The sequence below is a fragment of the Schleiferilactobacillus harbinensis genome (assembly GCF_008694105.1).
In the GTDB taxonomy this organism is placed as follows: domain Bacteria; phylum Bacillota; class Bacilli; order Lactobacillales; family Lactobacillaceae; genus Schleiferilactobacillus; species Schleiferilactobacillus harbinensis.
This window is the reverse complement of sequence record NZ_CP041364.1, coordinates 722,262-741,184: the sequence shown is the minus strand read 5'-3', so window position 1 is coordinate 741,184 and position 18,923 is coordinate 722,262. Positions and strand designations below refer to the sequence as shown.

General features: G+C 55.3%; 17 protein-coding genes. 2 read left to right on the top strand and 15 right to left on the bottom strand.

What is annotated here, in order from left to right:
- Positions 1–2: 2 nt before the first annotated feature.
- From FMM01_RS04000 to dnaE, 10 genes are all read right to left on the bottom strand, one after another.
- Complete coding sequence (locus FMM01_RS04000) at positions 3–734, bottom strand: pseudouridine synthase (RefSeq protein ID WP_027827384.1); 732 nt, start codon at positions 732–734, stop codon at positions 3–5.
- On the bottom strand, positions 727–1,350 hold the full coding sequence (scpB, locus tag FMM01_RS03995; RefSeq protein ID WP_150391717.1) for an SMC-Scp complex subunit ScpB: 624 nt from the start codon (positions 1,348–1,350) through the stop codon (positions 727–729). Before scpB ends, FMM01_RS04000 begins: the two co-directional genes overlap by 8 nt.
- Positions 1,347–2,111: a segregation and condensation protein A gene (locus tag FMM01_RS03990; RefSeq protein WP_051225053.1), complete on the bottom strand. Its 765-nt coding sequence runs from the start codon at positions 2,109–2,111 to the stop codon at positions 1,347–1,349. Before FMM01_RS03990 ends, scpB begins: the two co-directional genes overlap by 4 nt.
- Positions 2,108–2,494: a hypothetical protein gene (locus FMM01_RS03985; protein WP_035439599.1), complete on the bottom strand. Its 387-nt coding sequence runs from the start codon at positions 2,492–2,494 to the stop codon at positions 2,108–2,110. Before FMM01_RS03985 ends, FMM01_RS03990 begins: the two co-directional genes overlap by 4 nt.
- A gap of 75 nt (positions 2,495–2,569) precedes the next feature.
- Positions 2,570–3,460 carry a site-specific tyrosine recombinase XerD gene (gene xerD, locus FMM01_RS03980; RefSeq protein ID WP_150391716.1) on the bottom strand — a complete coding sequence of 297 codons (891 nt, stop codon included), beginning with the start codon at positions 3,458–3,460 and terminating at the stop codon, positions 2,570–2,572.
- The gene (locus tag FMM01_RS03975) at positions 3,450–4,343 is read right to left on the bottom strand and encodes a CvfB family protein (RefSeq protein ID WP_051225052.1); all 894 of its coding nucleotides are present in this window, start codon (positions 4,341–4,343) and stop codon (positions 3,450–3,452) included. The genes xerD and FMM01_RS03975 overlap by 11 nt, the downstream gene beginning before the upstream one ends.
- Positions 4,344–4,356: 13 nt before the next feature.
- Positions 4,357–4,836, bottom strand: a complete 480-nt coding sequence (locus tag FMM01_RS03970) for a DUF441 domain-containing protein (RefSeq protein ID WP_027827379.1) — start codon at positions 4,834–4,836, stop codon at positions 4,357–4,359.
- A 269-nt stretch (positions 4,837–5,105) separates the two neighbouring features.
- The gene (gene pyk, locus FMM01_RS03965; RefSeq protein ID WP_027827378.1) at positions 5,106–6,875 is read right to left on the bottom strand and encodes a pyruvate kinase; all 1,770 of its coding nucleotides are present in this window, start codon (positions 6,873–6,875) and stop codon (positions 5,106–5,108) included.
- Between the two features lie 63 nt (positions 6,876–6,938).
- Complete coding sequence (gene pfkA / locus FMM01_RS03960; RefSeq protein WP_027827377.1) at positions 6,939–7,898, bottom strand: 6-phosphofructokinase; 960 nt, start codon at positions 7,896–7,898, stop codon at positions 6,939–6,941.
- A gap of 124 nt (positions 7,899–8,022) precedes the next feature.
- Positions 8,023–11,400: a DNA polymerase III subunit alpha gene (dnaE, locus tag FMM01_RS03955; protein ID WP_150391715.1), complete on the bottom strand. Its 3,378-nt coding sequence runs from the start codon at positions 11,398–11,400 to the stop codon at positions 8,023–8,025.
- A gap of 123 nt (positions 11,401–11,523) precedes the next feature.
- Here dnaE and FMM01_RS03950 point away from each other — a divergent pair, with 123 nt between their 5' ends.
- The gene (locus tag FMM01_RS03950; protein WP_027827375.1) at positions 11,524–11,709 is read left to right on the top strand and encodes a DUF2929 family protein; all 186 of its coding nucleotides are present in this window, start codon (positions 11,524–11,526) and stop codon (positions 11,707–11,709) included.
- A 128-nt stretch (positions 11,710–11,837) separates the two neighbouring features.
- Positions 11,838–12,785 carry a GntR family transcriptional regulator gene (locus FMM01_RS03945; RefSeq protein WP_150391714.1) on the top strand — a complete coding sequence of 316 codons (948 nt, stop codon included), beginning with the start codon at positions 11,838–11,840 and terminating at the stop codon, positions 12,783–12,785.
- Here FMM01_RS03945 and FMM01_RS03940 read toward each other — a convergent pair.
- From FMM01_RS03940 to clpB, 5 genes are all read right to left on the bottom strand, one after another.
- Positions 12,782–13,633, bottom strand: coding sequence for a hypothetical protein (locus FMM01_RS03940; RefSeq protein WP_150391713.1), 852 nt, complete (start codon positions 13,631–13,633; stop codon positions 12,782–12,784). The genes FMM01_RS03945 and FMM01_RS03940 overlap by 4 nt on opposite strands.
- A 14-nt stretch (positions 13,634–13,647) precedes the next feature.
- The gene (locus FMM01_RS03935; protein ID WP_150391712.1) at positions 13,648–15,225 is read right to left on the bottom strand and encodes a bifunctional metallophosphatase/5'-nucleotidase; all 1,578 of its coding nucleotides are present in this window, start codon (positions 15,223–15,225) and stop codon (positions 13,648–13,650) included.
- Positions 15,222–15,767: a DUF1836 domain-containing protein gene (locus tag FMM01_RS03930; protein ID WP_063515189.1), complete on the bottom strand. Its 546-nt coding sequence runs from the start codon at positions 15,765–15,767 to the stop codon at positions 15,222–15,224. Before FMM01_RS03930 ends, FMM01_RS03935 begins: the two co-directional genes overlap by 4 nt.
- Positions 15,768–15,888: 121 nt before the next feature.
- Positions 15,889–16,122, bottom strand: a complete 234-nt coding sequence (rpmF, locus tag FMM01_RS03925) for a 50S ribosomal protein L32 (RefSeq protein WP_027827370.1) — start codon at positions 16,120–16,122, stop codon at positions 15,889–15,891.
- 145 nt (positions 16,123–16,267) lie between these two features.
- A complete protein-coding gene (clpB, locus tag FMM01_RS03920; RefSeq protein WP_027827369.1) occupies positions 16,268–18,889 on the bottom strand; it encodes an ATP-dependent chaperone ClpB in 2,622 nt (873 codons plus the stop codon).
- Positions 18,890–18,923: the final 34 nt, after the last annotated feature.

Below are 18,923 nucleotides of genomic sequence, written 5' to 3'. Positions count from 1 at the left end.
ACTTATTTGCTGCGGGTTTCGACCAAATCGTACAATTCCCGTACTTCATGGGTACGCAGAGACCGGTATTCGCCAGCATTCAACCCATCTAGGGTAAGAAAAGCGAACCGTTCCCGGGACAGCTTGTCCACGGGGAGCCCGACCTTTTCCATCATTCGCTTGACCTGATGGTGCCAGCCTTCGTGGATCGTAATCTGGATAATGCTGTAATTCTTGATCTTTTCAGTGCGAATCACTTTTACCTTGGCCGGCCGGGTCTTGCGGCCGTCTAAAACGACGCCCTTTTCCAACTGCTTCAGCTGCTCGCCCACAGGAATACCCTTGACCCGCGCGACGTAAGTTTTATCCACTTGAAACGACGGGTGCATCAAGCCATTCGCCAATTCCCCATCATTCGTCAGCAGGAGCAGGCCGCTAGTATCATAATCCAGTCGACCCACAGGATAAACCCGTTCCTGGACGCCGTTAAGCAGATCCACCACGGTTTTGCGGCCCTTTTCATCGTGGGCTGACGTGATCACACCGCGGGGTTTATACAATAAGAAATAAACCTTGCGCTCCTGGGTCAAAGGGACCCCATCCACCTCTACAGCGTCTTGGGGGGTGACTTTGATCCCCATGGCCGTGACGGTATCCCCGTTCACAGTCACGTGACCGGTGGCAATCAGTTTCTCTGCTTTGCGGCGGGAAGCGACCCCGGCATCCGCAATTACTTTTTGTAAACGTTCACTCATTGTTTTTCTCCTCTTCTTCTGCGTCAGTCGTGTCCTCTTCGCTCCCCAACTGGGCATTAAAGGAGGCAAACAGATCGGCCGCCGGAGCGGCCCGTTCCTGGGTATGGGTCAGCGGCGGCAAATCCTGCAAACTGGCCAAACCGAAATAATCCAAAAATGTTTGGGTCGTTTCATAAAGAATCGGCCGACCAGGTGCGTCTTTGCGCCCCGCCTCGCTGATCAGCTCGTGGGCCAACAAGGTCTGCAATGCCCCCGCACTGTGAATCCCGCGGATCTCATCGATCTCGATGCGGGTGATTGGCTGCTGATACGCGATAATGCTCAAAACTTCAACAGCCGCTTGGGACAGGTGGCGGCTGCCGGCATCCTGCATATAATTCTGGATCAGGTTGGCAAAGGCCGGTTTCGTCAGCAGCTTATACCGCTCGCCAAACACCGCTAAGTAAACGCCCCGCTCCGGGTCCGCCGCCAGCGCGCTGCCCCACTGCTCAACCTGCACCCGGACCGCCGGCACGGCAATGCCTAACGTGCTGGCCAGGTCATTGAGCGTCATGCCCTCTTCGCCCGCAGCGAACAATAGCGCCTCTAAAGCGGCGCTGAACTGGTCTTGGCTCATGAAATCATTCCTTTCGCGGCGGTCTCTTGGCGCCATTCCACATAAAGCGGCGCGGCAAAATCTTCCTGGGTACAGGCTACCGTGGCATCCTTCAGCAATTCCAGCACAGCCAGAAAGGTGGTTACGACCTCATCCACACTGGGCGCTTCGCTGAGCAGCCGGCCAAAGGTCACCGGCCGGTGGGGCCCCAGGTGCTGCAAAAATGTCTTGATCCGGTTCATTTGGGTCGCCAGCACATGTTTCTCCAACGGAATGGTCCGCCGCGGCATCCGGGGCGCTTTTTGCCGCTGCCAGATCCGTTCCATGGTCAACCGCAACGCATCGATCGTCAACAACCCCGGCGCCAGCGGCTGAGCCGTGGCGGCTGGCGGGGTCTGGGGTTCTCGGTCGTAGCGGCGGTGGCGATCAGCGGCCATCTCCTTCAAGATCCCGGCCACCTTCTGATAGCTCTCGTATACCAGCAGCTGGTTGACCAGATCTTCTCGCGGATCTTCCGGTTCATCATCCGCCACAGTCAGCGGATTATCCGGCAGCAGCAATTTGGACTTGATGGCCATCAGCGTCGACGCCAGCACCAAATAATCCCCGGCCGAATCCAGCACGAGGACTTCTTGGTGATGAATGAAATCCAAATATTGACTGGTGATCTGGGCGATCGGAATATCGTAAATATCGATTTTCTGCTGACGAATCAGGTGCAGCAGCAAATCCAACGGCCCCGTATAATCTTGTACCGAGAAGGTCAGGGGCAGCGTACTCATTGCTGATCGTCCCCCGCATCAGCGGCCGTCCGCTTGCTTTCCCACTTCACAAGCAACGGCGTCGTCTCAAACGTGCCCATCAACTTCTGATGGGGATAGAGCTTTGCCAATTCATCAAAAATCATGAACGTTTGGTGGCTGCCCCGTTCCGACGGCATCAATGAAATATGGCGGACCAAAATAATATCCTGACTGCGCTGAATCCCCACGACTCCGGCAAAATCCTGAGAATCTGCCGGCCGCCACAGGTACAGCAAATATTCGGGATCATTTTGGTACAACGCCATCTCGGTTTGCAAATGATCCAATGGTTTCAGATCCGGAACGAACGAAAGCAAGCCCATGGCTATTTTTTCGTAGTCGTTCTTGTACTTAACTAACATGCTGATCCTCCATTTCCACAACACCCATACGGTAGCACAGCGGTCCAGACCACACAAGCGGCCAAAGAACCAAGGCTAATGATAGCGGGGGTGGTACTGCGCATAGACATCCAACAGCCGGGTTTTCGAAATATGGGTATAAATCTGGGTCGTTACGATATCGGCATGCCCCAACAGTTCCTGCACGACCCGCAAGTCGGCCCCGTTTTCCAGCAGATGCGTCGCGAACGAGTGGCGCAGCGTATGGGGGGTGACGTCCTTCTGAATGCCGGCTGCCGCGACGTACTTTTTGATCATTTTCCACACACTTTGACGGGAGAGCTGCCCGCCGCGGAAATTCAAAAAGACAGTCTCTTCCCGCCCCTTGACGTAATTACCCCGCTCATCATGCAGATAACGGGTCAGCCAATTGATGGCGTCATCACCGATGGGCACTAATCGTTCCCGGTCACCCTTCCCAATCACTTGGACCAGGGCGAGATCCAGATGCAGCTGGCTCAGCTGCAAGTGAGTCAGCTCCGAGACCCGCATACCAGTGGCGTACAGAGTTTCCAAAATGGCCCGATCGCGAATTCCCAGTTTTTTACCTGTATCCGGCTGGGCCAGAACTTGCTGGACCTCAGCCACGGACAGTACATCCGGCAAATGATGGGTCGCTTTGGGGGCGTCCACCAAAGTCATGGGATCATGCTGCACTAAATGGCGATGCATGGCAAAGCGGTAAAATTTGCGCAGCGACGCCACCAGCCGAATCTGAGATTGCACTGCCTTGCCGGCTGCTGCTTGATCCTGCAAGAACGACTCAATGGCGCCCGGGGTCTCCGGCAGCGCTTCGTGATGGTCGTTCAGCCAAGCAAAAAGCGTCTCCACGTCCCGGCAATAGCCCAGCCGCGTATTCTTCGCCAAGCCCTGGTCCAGTTGCAAATAGCGGGCGAAATCCGCCAGCATATCCTGTTCATTTTTCATCCGGCTGAACCAGGGTGATCTGCCCATCGGCTTGTTGGATCAGCCGCTGCTTCAGCAGATTGCCCAGAGCACGTTTGAACGCACCCTTGGAAATGGCAAAAGTCTCTTGAATCTCATCCGGTGTGCTGTGGTCAGAAAACGGCAGCGTCCCCTGGGGGGCCTGCTGGAGCATAGCCAGGATCATCTGGGCATCGTCCGAAATTTCTTCATAGGCCATGGGCTTCAAAGACAGGTTCAAACCGTGATCCTGGGTGGTGCCGATCACCCGCGCCGTAACCTGTTCGCCCAGCCGCGGTGCCGAAAACCACTCGGAGTGGTGGATAAATCCCTCTTGGTAATCCGCCGTCAAGACATGGGCGCCGATCTCCCGAACCTTATACACAGTCCCCTTGACCGTCTCGTTTTGCTGGCCGCTCTTAGCCGGAGCCGCAATCGCCTGGAAAATCTCCGGCGTTGCTAATTCACCCCAGAGCCGGCCCTTTTTATCCACGGATAACGCCACCAGCAACCGGTCGCCGATTTGCGGCCACGCTGCATCGTCAAAGGGCAGGACATCCTTCGAAACAACAATGTCCTTGTCCGGCAAGCCAATATCAATGAAGACCCCCAGCGAATGCATCCGCTGGGTCACGGTGGCAAAGGCGTAGTGGTCAATGCGCACCTTGGGCATCTGGGTCGTGCCCCGCAGCCGATCGTGCTTGTCGGTATACAGCAAGGCGTGCACGGTATCGCCTAGCGCTGGGGATTGCTCAAACTCCGCCCGCAAAATACCCAGGGTGTGACCGCTGACCTGGGCGAATACCTCTTTATCATTACTATCGGTGACCTGGGCGGCCACTACCTGTCCCAGCAACGGCACCAATGCCGTTTGTTCTTCAGCCATATTCATCCGCTCCTTACTTAATACCCGCCGGCAATTGATTGATCACCGTCAGGATCGTATACGTGATGCCGGCCGCAATGACTGGGCCAGCGGCGATACCCTTGAGAAAGACGACTCCGAGGATCGTACCGAACACTAAGGCCACCGTCATTTCCGGACTAGCCGCTAACAAGCCGACGCCCTTAGCAGAAAGTATCGCCACTAAAATACCGCAGGCCACTGCGATGTAGCCGGCGGGGGACTTGAAGGCATTGAGCAGATCAGCAAACCCGATCTTACCGGTGGCGATCGGCACTAAAATAGCGACCGAAATGATCGTCACGCCCCAATTAATGCCCTGGGCCCCCACTGTTTCTAATAATTTACCGGTGAACGGAAACAGCTTCAACACTGCCACGATCAGCACGGCAATGATCAGAGAACGGTTTTTCCCCAGCAAAGCCACTGCAAAAATGGCGGCTAAGAATAACCAGCTCTCCCATTGTGTCGTCATCTGACATCCCTGCTTCCTGATATTATTTCCCATTCTACCGGATTTAACCGCTCGGCGAAAGACCGCCGCGAAACAACGGGCTCCGGCGACCAGAAGCTAGCGCATAAGCGCCAAAGGACATAAACCTAAGTACGGGTTTCTGTTCTTTGGCGCTTATGCTGACGCTTCTAACCGGTCGCCTGCGCCCTCGAACAAAAACCGCCAGCGGCGGCCGGCGTCCCGGCTGTCTCTGGCGGACAAACGTGATCAATGAGTGATCAAACTTTTGATTAAAGCGCGTTGCTGGCCCCACGATAAATCATACCGCGACGGGAATCAACAGTAATGACTTCACCGTCTTGGATCAGCGTGGTGGCATCTTTAGCGCCGACAACGACCGGGATACCCATGGCAATCCCGACAACTGCTGCGTGGGAAGTCAAGCCGCCAGTCTCAACGACAATGGCACTGGACTTCTCAATAGCCGGCAGATAATCCTTATCGGTTGTCTTGACAACCAGGATGCCGCCATCAACAGCCTTTTCGTTAGCTTCCTCAGCAGAAGAAGCAACAACAGCCTTGCCGACAACAGTTTCGTCACCGACACCTTGACCATTCGTCAGCTTGGAGCCGATCAATTGAATCCGCATCAAGTTGGTCGTGCCGCTCTCACCAACCGGTACACCGGCAACGATCAAGATCAGGTCGCCTTCCTTGGCGAAGCCTTCCTTTTGCGCTAATTCAGCGGCGGCCGTGAACATCTCATCGGTGTTGGCCGGGCGCTTCGTTAATACTGGGTGGACACCCCAGCTGACGGTCAAAGAACGCTCTGTGCGTTCGTCGAAGGTCATGGCCAAGATATCAGCCGCCGGACGATACTTAGCAATCATCCGCGCCGTATAACCAGAGTTGGTGGCGGCGACAATGGTCTTGATGTGCAGATCATTGGCGGTATTCACAACGGCTTCACCAATGGATTCAGTGGCGTTAGCGCCAGTGAATTCGTGGATCCGTTGATAAGACAGCGTACCAGAAGCGTCAACTTCTTGTTCAGTGCGTTCGTCGATCCGCGCCATCGCTGAAACGGCTTCAACCGGGTACTTACCATTGGCGGATTCGCCGGACAGCATTGTTGCATCAGTACCATCCAAGATGGAGTTCGCAACATCGGTTACTTCGGCACGAGTCGGCCGCGGATTCTCTTGCATGGAATCCAGCATCTGAGTCGCAGTGATAACCGGCTTGCCCAGCTGGTTGCACTTCTTGATCAGGCGCTTTTGAACGAAGGGTACGTTTTCGAACGGAATCTCGACACCCATGTCGCCCCGGGCAACCATCAAACCATCAGAAACCTTCAGGATCTCATCGATATTGTCGATCCCTTCTTGGGATTCGATCTTCGGGAAGATCATGACATGTTCCATATGCTTCTCTTCCAGCAGTTCGCGAATGTCCAAGACATCTTGGGCCTTGCGGACGAAGGAAGCGGAAATGAAGTTGATGTTGTGATCCAAGCCGAAGCGGATATCATCCGTATCCTTCTCAGTGATCCCAGGGAGCCGAATTTCAACACCCGGGGCGTTAACACCCTTCTTGGAACCAATGTAGCCGTCGTTTTGTACTTGCGTAACCAATTCCCGATGAGCGTCATCCTTCTCGGTGATCTTCAAATCAACCAAGCCATCATCGATCAAAACGTGACCACCCACGTGGGTATCATCGTACAAACCGGGATAAGTAACCGCGATCTTTTCTGGTGTGCCTTCCAGACTGTCATCCATGGAAATGCGAATGACGTCGCCAGTGTGGGCTTCGAAGCCCTTGTTCTTTTGGGTCGTTGTCCGAATCTCGGCACCCTTGGTATCCAACATGATACCAACCAGTTTGCCGGTCTTCTTTTCGGCTTCATGCACCATGTTCATCCGAGCCAAATGCTCAGGATGATCACCATGGGAGAAGTTGAACCGGAAAACATTTGCGCCGGCCTCGATCAGTTTCGTGATCAAGTCAACCGTGTTACTTGCCGGTCCTAATGTACTAACAATTTTGGTCTTTTTCATAATCAGTAAAAACCTCCAATGAATTAGTTACCACTCTGTACAACACAATCATCGTACCAAAAACTAGTGAGATAAGTCACCGTTCAAATCATACAAGGACATATCTGCTTTGTGCTTTGATTCAAACAAATCGTCCATCGGATGATAAGTCAGCTGGTTGTTCTCGATGCCGACGGCTAAGCCGCCTTTGCCTTGCATCAAGAGCTCCACAGCAAATGCGCCCATCTTGGACGCCAGTACCCGATCCCGTGCGGACGGTGCGCCACCCCGCTGCACGTGACCCAGTACGGTCGAGCGAACATGGAAATCACCAAACTTGCTGAGTTCTTCGGCAAATTCGGGCGCATGCATGACGCCCTCAGCCAAAACAACCACCGAATGCTTCCGGCCAGCCTGCCGGTCCGTATTGATGTGCTCAGCAACTTTCGCCATATCAAATGGCTTCTCAGGAATGATGATCTCTTCTGCCCCGCCAGCGACCCCAGCCCAGAGGGCAATGTCGCCGGCGTTGCGGCCCATGACTTCCACGATGAAGGTCCGCTCATGGCTGGCCGCCGTGTCGCGAATCTTATCAATGGCATCCAGCGCCGTATTAACGGCGGTGTCAAAGCCGATGGTGAAGTCGGTATAAGGAATATCATTATCGATGGTACCTGGCAAACCAACTGCGTTATACCCGTGCTCCGTCAAGCGCAGGCCGCCATGGTAAGAACCGTCACCGCCGATAACGACCAAAGCGTCGATACCGAACTTCTTTAGTTGCTCAATCCCCCGCAACTGAGCTTCTTCTTGGGCAAATTCAGGATACCGGGCCGAATACAAGAACGTCCCGCCGCGTTGGATAATGTCCAACACGGTATCCTTGTCCAATGGGAAAATGTCGCCCGCTACAAGTCCTGCGTAGCCATAGTTAATACCATAGACTTCGAGGCCTTCGTGGAGAGCTTTGAGGGTGACGGCGCGAACGGCTGCGTTCATGCCGGGCGCGTCGCCGCCACTCGTCAAAATACCAATGCGTTTCATTTCTTCACCTCAGGGAATAAAATACTGGAACACGACGTTCCACAACACCTATCAATATATCACGTTGCCTGAATAAAATCTTGCTTTCTTTGTAATTTGCAAGGGAATTTGCAAGCATTTATTTTCAGTGCGCCGCCCGCAGGACAACGTTCTTCGCTCCCAACAGGTCTTTCAAAGCGGCCAATTGCTGGGGGGCGCCTGAAAAGTCAACGGGTGTCGTCAACAGACGTTTTTCACCGGATTTGGGCCGATAAACGACCACGGGGGTCTTTCCTTGACCCACCCGCAGGATCTCGGCAATCTCGCGATGGATGGCCGGGTTATCCAGCGCAGCCGGCACCTGGACATACAGGGTCAGCGGCACGGCTTCCGCCAGCAGCGGAGAAGCGGCCTGCAGCTGATTGGCAATCACCTGCAGTTCGCCGTTGCGTTCCTGCGTCTTGCCCTGAACAAGATAGACTGTATCATTGGTCAGCTGCTGACTGATCTGACGGTACAGGTTGGGGAAAATGGTGACATCTACTCCGCCGCTGGCATCTTCAGCAGTTAAAAAGGCCATTTCGTCGCCCTTCTTGGTCCGGATCGTTTTGACGTGGCGCACGTACAGCAGCAGCGTCACCGGGGCATTGGCCGACATATTGCTGACACTGATAATGGGATAGCGGCCCTTCAGCAAGACGTAACGGTCCGTGGGGTGGCCGGTGATGTAGGCACCCAAATACTGCGCGGCCAAATCGGCCCGTTCCCCGGCGTCATAGTCGGTGATCTGGGTCTCCTTAGGCGTCAGTAAACTGAATAACGACGTATTGTCTCCGGCAAACTCAGCGCTCTGCACCCGGCTGTGCAGATTGGCCACCAGCTGACGCCGGTTGTTTTCCAACCGGTCAAACGCCCCGCTCAAGGTCAGCGCCGTCAGCGCATCGTCTTTTAAGAACTTGGCCGGCACCCGGCGCAAGAAATCATCCACGGAATGAAAGGCACCGTTAGCCTTGCGTTCATCTAAGATGGCTTGGGTAAAGTCGGTGCGAATACCTTTGATCAAGGTCAGCCCGAACCGGATCGTCCCCTGAGCCACCGAGAAATAGGCCCAGGAAGCATTCACATCGGGATAAGCCAAGCGAACGCCATGCTGCCGAGCCTCCTGGACATACGTCTTGATCTTTGTGTCGTTGCCGCGCACCGAATTCAGCAAAGCACAGAAAAACGGCGCCGGATAATGTACTTTCAGATAGGCCAGCCAAAATGCGACCATACTGTACGCCACCGCATGGGACCGGTTGAAGCCGTAATTGGCAAAACTTTCAATATAGTCATAAACCTTCTGTGCATCTGCTTCGGAGTAACCCTGGTGCTGCGCGCCTTGGAGAAAGTCGGTGCGCAGGCTGTCCAAGACCCCTTTTTTCTTCTTGCTCATTGCCCGCCGGAGGGAATCGGCTTTGGCCAGCGAGAAGCCGCCCATCACGTTGGCCACTTGCATGACCTGTTCCTGATAAACCAGCACACCGTAAGTCGGAGCCAAAATATCCTTGAGTGCCGGAGCCGGGTATTCGATTGGTGCCTGACCGTGCTTACGGGCAATAAAAGTCGGAATGTTATCCATCGGCCCCGGCCGGTACAGGGCATTGGTCGCCACGATATCTTCAAAACTGGTGGGCGCTAACTGGCGCAGCACGTTCTTGATGCCGCTGGATTCAAACTGAAACACACCGTTGGTATCCCCAGCCCGGAAAAGGGCCAGCGTCTCCTCGTCATCAAGGGGGATCCGGCGCGGATCAAATTCCCGGCCTGTCTCCTTTTCCACTGAATGCACGGCCGCGGCCAGAATGGACAGATTGCGCAAGCCCAAGAAGTCCATCTTCAACAACCCCAGTGCTTCAGCGTTGCCCATAGGCTGCTGGATCAGTTTGACCCCGTTGCTGCCCTCCTGCACCGCGACAACATCCGTCAAGTTATGGTCGCTTAACACAATGCCGGCCGCGTGGGTGGACGTGTTGCGGGGCAGCCCCTCCAGATGCAGCGCTGTATCAAACAAAAGCCGGTTGAGCGGACTATCCTTGATTCGGTTTTGCAAGGGCAGCGAGTCTTTTGCAGCCTGCGCCAGGGATACATGGAGCACTGGCGGAATGGTTTTTGTCCACGCCCCCAGCTCCGGCATGCTGAGGCCGAATACCCGGCCGACATCGCGCAGTGATGCTTTAGCAGCTAAAGTGCCAAAGGTGATGATTTGTGCCATATGGTTGTCGCCGTATTTTTCATGAACATACTGAATCAGTTCTTCCCGCCGGTTGTCTGGAATATCCAAGTCGATATCCGGCATCTGCTGGCGTTCAGGATTCAAGAAACGTTCAAATAAGAGATGGTACCGAATCGGATCGACTTCCGTGATCGCCAACGCATAGCTGACCAGCGAGCCGGCCGCTGAGCCCCGGCCAGGGCCGGTCATAACGTTGGTTTGGTGCATGTAGTTCATGACATCCCAGACGATTAGAAAATAATCAGGGAAGCCCATCTGATCGATGACCCCCAGCTCATAGTGCAGCCGCTGGGTATACGCCGTCGGTACACTTTGGCCGGCAAAGCGCTTTTGCAGGCCGGTCTCCGCCAGAGTCGTCAAAAAGGCCAGCGCCGTTTCGCCGTTGGGGGTCGGAAAATGCGGCAGTTCTGCCCGTTTGAAGGTCATCGTGACATTGGCTTGGGCCGCCAGCTTGGCGGTATTCTCGACAGCCCTTTGCAGTCCGGCCTGAATGTAAGCTTCCTCCGCGTCCTTGGCCCGCGGCAAATAGAACTGGCCCCGGGTCGCCGCCAAGGTCTCCGGGTGATCCATCGTGGCGCCCCGGTCCACCGCTTGCAGTACCTGGGCAGAAAAGGCATCCGTGGGGGCCAAATACCGCACGTCGTCCACAGCCGCTAGGGGCAGCTGCTGCTGATCCGCCAAAGCCTGCAAAAACTGCTGCTCACTGGTCGACAAATGCCGGCTGATACCCAGATAAACCGCACTGTCCGCCGCGGCAGTCTGCAGCTGGGTGAGCACCGCCGCGGCTGTGGCCGCATTTTGCCGGTGCGCCCAAAAAGCAACCAAACTATTGAAAGGCGGCACGATCACGGCCAACCCCGCATGGTGTGCCTGGAACGCCGCCCAGCTGCATTGCCGGGCCGGTGCGGTCATGGCGACCGACGACAGCAGCATTAGATTATGGTACCCCGTTTGATCCAATGCCAGGAGCAGCAGCCGGCCAGCCGGTACCGGCACGCCATCGTCAGTATTCACCGGCCCGGCCGCTGGAGGCAGCGGCGCCATATCCAGCAGCAGCCCCTGTAATGGTTTGATTCCTGCCGTCTGCGCCGCTCGATAGAAGTCAACACTGCCGTACAGCACGTTGTGATCCGTCAGGGCCAGCGCCGTATAACCGCGCTCCCCCGCTGCCTGGATCAAATCTGTCAGCCTAGTGGGACTTTCTAACAGGCTGTATGCCGATATCACCTGTAATTGCGTAAACGCCATGGTATCGCCCCTTTCATTCAGTCAATTAAGCTGTCTCTAGTATAGCAAATTTTGCCAGTGCCGCTGGGCGCTGTCGACCGGCTGTGCTATACTAACGACAGTTTGACAAAGGAGGCACGGCTCGTGAAACACATTATTCCCATTATTTGGGGCATGCTGCTGGGCCTGGTCATTGGTTTCATCGGCGCAGCCCTGACCCAGACCAAGTTTCAGGTCGGCACGACACTGATCGTTACCGCGATCGGCGGAGCCCTGTTAAATATCATCGCCATGTACATGGAGCATCAAGTGAAAAACGTCAAGGCATAATTCACTGGATTACTAAACACCCATCGTCCGGACCAACTGGATGATGGGTGTTTTAGTATACCTTTTAGCCGTCATATAGTATACTTAATTCAGTAATAAAGTATATCTTTTGAAGGGAGCTGCATACGATGGCTGAACCACGTTATCGCCAAATTGAGCGCATTGTCCGGAATCGAATCACTGCCGGCACTTATCCTCCGGGCAGTCAGATTCCAACTGAAAAGGAACTGGCCACAGAATTTGAGGTTAGTCTAATTACCACCAAAAGAGCCCTGACCGAACTGGCTGATCAAGGACTGATCAGTCGCAAACGCGGGTCGGGCAGCTTTGTTAAGCCCCCGACAAAGAAAGTTGTCGAGCCGCCAGCCGCTCCCCTCCGGACTTACTATCTGGATCCCGCCCTGCCCTTCCTGTGGCAGACTCTGCACACTGCGCCATTGCCGCCCCACCGCTTTCTGGCACTGAGCGATACCCTGCCAGAGAAAAAGACGAATCCAGTGATCCTTGTCACCCCCGAATTGCCCTCCGAAAAGATATACTCTTTAACCAATAAAGATATACCTTTTGTGCTGGCAACGACCACCCAGCATTCTTTACCCGTGCCGCAGATCACCTTCGCTAACGCAGAGATTGCCGGCTTACTGCATGAAGTTACCCAGCTGCGGACTGGCGATTCTCCGCTGCCGGTCTATTATGATGACGCTGGCGATACGCCGTTGGCCGATCAGGCGAGTGCCCAGGCCCGCTATCTCGGCATGAGTCAGGCTTTTGGCACCGTGCATAGTCTGCCCATTACGAACGACAGCCCGGCAGGCGTCTACGTCTTCAATCAGCGTAACCGTCTGCTGGCGTTTTTGCGCAAACAAAAACACGCTGCCGCGCAGCGTGTTTACTATTTTTTGATTACGTATTTACCGACCACAGCTGCTGTTCAGCTGCAGCAAGACATGCTGCCCTGGGGGGTTCAGCTGATCAACTTCGATTGGACGGCCATGCTGCTGGCCACTAAGGCGTGGTCCGGCACCATGGCTCCCTGGCAGCAAACTATCCCCCCACGGTTCGTCACCGGCGGTTAACGGGTAATGTAAATATACAAGGTATCGGGTGAGAAGCCGACATCAAAACGGACCTTATTTGATACGATCGTTTTCATCGTCGTCTGTCCGTTTTGGGAATCCTTGCTTTGCTTTTGGAAGTCCTTCATGACCGACTTGGCATCAGCCCCAAGAGTCGATGCCAGCAGCGCAAATTGCTGGGCAAAGACTGCCGCCTTTTTCTTATCCTTCAAGGTCTTGACCGGAGTCATAAACGTAGCTCCAATCAGCTGACCGTCCTGGACGTTGGTCCGAACAGTATTGCCCTGGGCCTTCAGGACGTTGTGAATGCCCTCCTGACCGGCAGCGGGGAAAGCTCCGGGGGTTTGGTTAGCGTGGGCTTGCAGCTTCGCCTGAAGGGCCGCTTGGGCGGCCTTGGGCATCGCCGCTATTGCTGCCTGCTGCTTCTTCTGGGCAGCGGCCTGTTCCGCCTGACTGGTGCCCTTGGCTTTTTCCTCGGCTTGCTGGGCCATCTGGAACAGGATCATGTTATATTTTGCTGCAAATTTAGTGTAGGCCCCGAAACTCTGGCTGGCCGCCACAGTCACCGTCCGCTGGCTGCTGCCGGCCTTGAAAACAACCTTTTGCGGTTGGGCACTGGGGGCAACCGTGTAGACAAAATTGCCGTCATGGTTAGTCACCCGCTGGCTGTTGTTTTGGCCGACCTGGGCCGTAATCTGTGCTTTGCTGGGCGCCGTACCTTTAATGACAGCCACCATGCCGTCGGCGGCATAATTCTTTTTGCTGGTACTGATCTGCTGATTGCCGCAACCGGCTAATACAGTTAGGCCTAATGCCATGGCGAGGGTCGCCACAAGTCGTTGATGCATAAAATAAGTCTCCTTTATTTGCTGCTGTTAATGACGTGGAAGTTATCATCCGCCGTTGCGGTGATGACCGGATGAGCTTGTAAGTAATCGGCAATGAGCTCGGTCATGTCCTTCTGGTTCTCCCGCACGATCTGCTGGGGACCAAACATGGTGTAGTTGCCGCCGCCCACGGCCCGATACTGATTGACCGTGACGTCCAGCAGCTGATCGGCTTGGACTGGCTGACCATGATACGTCAGCGCCGTAATCCGCTGGCCCATCGGTTGGGCCACGTCAATCGTGTAGTCGATGCCATGATACATATCATAGTTGTATCGTTGCGGTTTCGGGTGTAAAAAGCGCGGGTTGACCCCAATGGCCCCGTTGGGTGCAGGCTGGAAATAACGGGCACTCTTTTCCAGCGCCGCTCTCAGCGTTGCCCCCGTGATGCGCAGCACTGCCAAGGTATTGGGATAAATATAATTGGTCATCACGTCCCGCAGCGACACGGTGGCGCCAAAACCAGCGCCCTCATTGTTAAACAGCGCCGTACCGGAAATATCCGTGCCGGTCGCTGCCATTTGCACCGTTTGAATGAACTCGATATAAGGTGATTCAGTAATTCGGGCGGCATCCGGATCCGGGATCGTCATGTCCCCCTGCACCCGGCCCAGAGGCTGATCCAGCCAATCTTCCACGGTCTGTTGGACTGGGGCCATCAGCTGCGTGATAGCCGGCTGCGGCACAGCCGTGCCGGTCGGCAGCAGCTGGGCATCGCTGTCCGTCACCGTCCACCGGTCGTTTTCGCGGGTCAGGGTCAAATCGATCCGCCCGACCATTTCGCCCCGGTATCCAGGCTGGGTGGTGGGCACGCCATGGACATGGCCCGCGAGCTGGCGGTGCTGATGCCCAGTGATCAGCGCATCCACCCCCGGAATCTGGGCCAACGCATAGCCCTTGTTTTCCCCGGTCAGTGTTTCGGTGGGCGCACCATCGGTCAGATCCCGTTCGAACCCGCCGTGGTAGGCGATCACCACGACGTCGGCTAGCTTCTGCAGCCGCGGAACCCATTCCTCGGCGTTGCTTACGACATCCGCAAACTGCAGCCCTTGGATGTGATCGGGGCTCTCCCAATGGGGAATATAGCTGGTGGTCAGGCCCAATATGGCAACCGTCACCCCGCCCTTTTTGATCAGCTGATAGGCCGGGCCAAACGCCGGCTGGCCGGCTTCGTCCAAAATATTGGCCTGGGCCAGCGGATAATTCAGGGTAGCCAGTGCCTGACGCAAATAGTCAGCACCATAATTGAATTCATGGTTGCCTAAGGTACCGACATCGTAACCCACCGCATTGTAGGCCTGGGTCAACAGACTCGGTTGGGACTGAGCGGTCCCTTTCACTGCATAATAAGCCAGCGGCGAGCCCTGCAGGAAATCGCCGTTTTCAACTACCAGTGTATGCGCCGGATCCTGCTGGCGCACGGTGTCGATCACCGTGGCCGCCCGGGTCAGGCCAAATGGCTGCGTACCATCCCGCTGTACGTAGTTCGTCGGCAGAACAAAACCATGGGTATCGCTGGTTGACAAAATGGTTAAAGTCGTCGTCTCGCTCATGCCTTCGGCTGCCCCGCGGCGGGTGCCGCCAGTGCGGCTAACGCATGGTGCACGATCGCCTTTTGGACGACGCTCATGATGGCCAGCTGGGCCGTGGGTGCCGCCATTGCCTGGACGGCAGCGGCCGTTTGGCCAGGGATCACCACGTCCTGCTGAAAATTAGTGGCATAGCGATGGACCGTGTTCATCGTCGTCAACACGAAGAAGTCATAGGCCTGAGCCGTCTGTTCCGCCGGCACCAGAGCCAATCCCGTCCGGATATCGGCCAATGGATACACTTCGGTGAGAAAGGCAGTGACCAAGATTTTGGCAATCCCCGTTTGATCAAATTTCTTCTTGCCTGCTTCACTGACGATTTTTTGCTTGACCCAATAATTAATATCGCTCGTCGTCACCGGGGCAAAGGCAAACGGCGCCAACGCCTGATTGGCGATGTCCGCCGCCTGTTCGGCATACAAGGAAAATGCCGGCAAGTCCGTCCACCGGGGCAGCGCCAGCTGCTGTAAACCGGTCACGTAGGAAGTTACTGTGTTGTCTGCCAAAAGAAACGCCTACCTTTCACTAATTGACTTCTATTTTACCATGCCCAAAACAAAAAAGAGCCCGACCTAATCCCGCGGACAGCGGAATTAGACCCGGACTTTTTCCAGATGCCGAAGCACCTTATGCATTCGCACTGTTATCTGAGCCAGAATTATCTGAACCAGCATCACTGGCGTCAGCGGCGGCCGGTTTAACCACTTGTTCACCCTTGTAAAAACCCTTAGGGGAAACATGGTGGCTTAAACGGTATTCACCGGTGGCGGCATCAAAATGCATGTTAGGCACCGTCAATTTGATGTGCCCACGACGCATACGCTTCTTCGTTTTCGAAGTTCTCCGTGCAGGAACTGCCATTTTCAAAACTCCTTTACCGTGGATTGATGATATCAACGTATCATAGTACCGATCCTCTGCGGATCGATCTGCTGTCAAGGAAATGTCATTGACAGCTCACTCAAAACATAATACTATTTTTTGCCCCAACAGACAAGGGCTTTCCCTAATTTGCTTGGTCTGCCCCGGTACTGATTGGTGTTTTTACCCGAAAAGTCAGCTGATCATGAGGGCCGGCGTCCACCAGGACCGTGCTGTCCGGTGCAAAGTGCCCCGCAATGATCTCTTTGGCCAGCGGCGTCTCCACCGCCGTCGTGATCAGCCGGCGCAGCGGCCGCGCCCCGAAGGCCGGATCATAACCATTAGCCGTCAGCCAGTCTACGGCCGCATCTGTCGCTTCAAGATGCAGATCCTGATCAGCCAGCCGCTGATTCAGCTCACCCAAAAGTTTATGCACGATGGTATGGATCGCTGCCCGATTCAATGGCGCAAACATAATAATGTCGTCGATACGATTTAGAAACTCAGGTTTGAAGTGCTGGTGGACGATCGCATCCACTGCTTGCCGGGTGGCCGGAGTAATTTGACCTTGATCATCTAAGCCCTGCAACAGTGCTTCGGAACCCAGGTTGCTGGTCATAATGATCAATGTGTTCTTGAAGTCCACGGTCCGGCCTTGACTATCCGTTAATCGGCCATCATCCAAAACTTGAAGCAGAATGTTGAAAACGTCCGGGTGGGCCTTCTCAATTTCGTCCAACAAGACAATGGTGTAAGGATTGCGCCGGACAGCTTCGGTCAGCTGACCGCCCTCTTCGTAGCCGACATACCCGGGCGCGGCGCCGACCAAACGAGATACGGAATATTTTTCCATGTATTCGCTCATGTCGATGCGCACCATGTGTTTCTCGGAATCAAATAGATCGTCAGCCAGCGCTTTGGCGAGTTCGGTCTTGCCGACGCCGGTCGGCCCTAGAAACAGGAATGACCCCAACGGCCGGTTAGGGTCCTGCAACCCCGCCCGGGACCGAAGAACGGCGTCGGCCACAGCATTGACCGCTTCGTCCTGACCGACGACCCGCTGGTGCAGCTGATCAGCCAGGTGCAGCAGTTTCTCGCGATCGCTTTGGACCAGCTTGGCCACAGGGATCCCGGTCTGGTTCGCGACGACCGCCGCAATTTCATTAGCCGTGACCGATTCCTGCACCAGCCAATGGCCGCTGTGTTCCTGTTTCTCCAGAGCTGCCAGTTCCTGCTGTAACCGGGGAAGGTCGCCGTGCTGCAAGCGGGCGGCAGTTTCCAGATCGTAGCGGGACTGAGCCTCCGCCAAGTCGTGCTGGGCTTTTTCAATGGCGCTCTTCTTGTCGTTGACTGCCTTGATGGCCTGCTTTTCAGCGTCCCATTGGGCGGAGAGCGTATGGTTGGTTTCCCGCAGATCGGAGAGCTGGCTGTTGACTACTGCCAAGCGTTTGGCCGAAGCCTTATCCGTTTCGCTCTTGAGCGCCTGCTGCTCAATTTCCAGCTGCATGATGGCCCGTTCATTTTCATCCAAAGCGGTCGGCCGGGAATTCATCTCAACGTTGATCGTTGCGGAAGCTTCATCCACCAAATCAATCGCTTTATCCGGCAGGAACCGATCCGTGATGTACCGGTCCGACAGCCGTGCCGCCGCTACCAGGGCGTCATCGTGAATACGCACGCCATGGAAGATCTCAAACCGTTCCTTCAACCCGCGCAAAATCGTGATAGTCTCAGCAACACTGGGTTCTTGGACCAGGACCCGCTGGAAACGGCGTTCGAGGGCTTTGTCTTTCTCGATCCGCTGACGGTACTCATCCAGCGTTGTCGCTCCGATCAAATGCAATTCGCCCCGGGCGAGCATCGGTTTCAGCAAGTTGCCGGCATCCATGCTGCCTTCCGTTTGGCCGGCACCGACAATGTTGTGGATCTCATCAATGAACAGGATGATCTGGCCATCGCTCTTTTGGACTTCATTTAAAACACTCTTCAAGCGCTCCTCGAACTCGCCGCGGTACTTGGCCCCGGCAATCAGCGCGCCCATGTCCAAAGAGATGATCGTTTTGTCCCGCAGATTAGCCGGGACATCGCCGCGGACGATCCGTTGGGCCAGCCCCTCCACGATGGCGGTCTTGCCGACCCCGGGAGCCCCGATCAGCACCGGATTGTTTTTGGTCTTGCGGGACAGAATGCGGATCACATCCCGAATCTCGTCGTCTCGGCCGATCACCGGATCCGGATTACCGGTACGGGCGGCCTTGACCAGGTCGGTGCCATATTTTTCCAAGGCTTTGTAGTTGGCCTCGGCGTTGGCGGACCGGACATGCTGACCGCCCCGGAGGTCATCGATCAACTTTTTAACTTTGGCCGCTGTCGCCCCCTGCTGAATCAAGAATTGGGTCAGCGGATGGTATTGTAATTGATACAACGCCAAAAACACCAGCTCGCTGGACAAAAAATCGTCCTGATACTGCTGGCGTAGTTGATCGGCCTGGGTCAGCAAATTGTTTAAATTACTGCTCAGCACACTGCCGTAATCACTGACGCCCCCCACGACCGGGATAGCGTCAAGTTCTTTATTCAATTCGGCCGTCCAGGCCGCGTTGGCCACGCCCGCTTTTTGCAGCAGCGTCGCCCCTAAGGTCTCCGGCAAGGTGAGTGCCAAAAATAAATGGGGTACGTCCACCTCTTGGTGGTGGCGCACCACAGCGGTTTGCCGGGCTTGGGTCAATGCGTCCCGGACCGCTTGCGTTAATTTTTCAGGATCCATGAATGCGGGTCATTCCTTTCACTGAGTGGTTGAT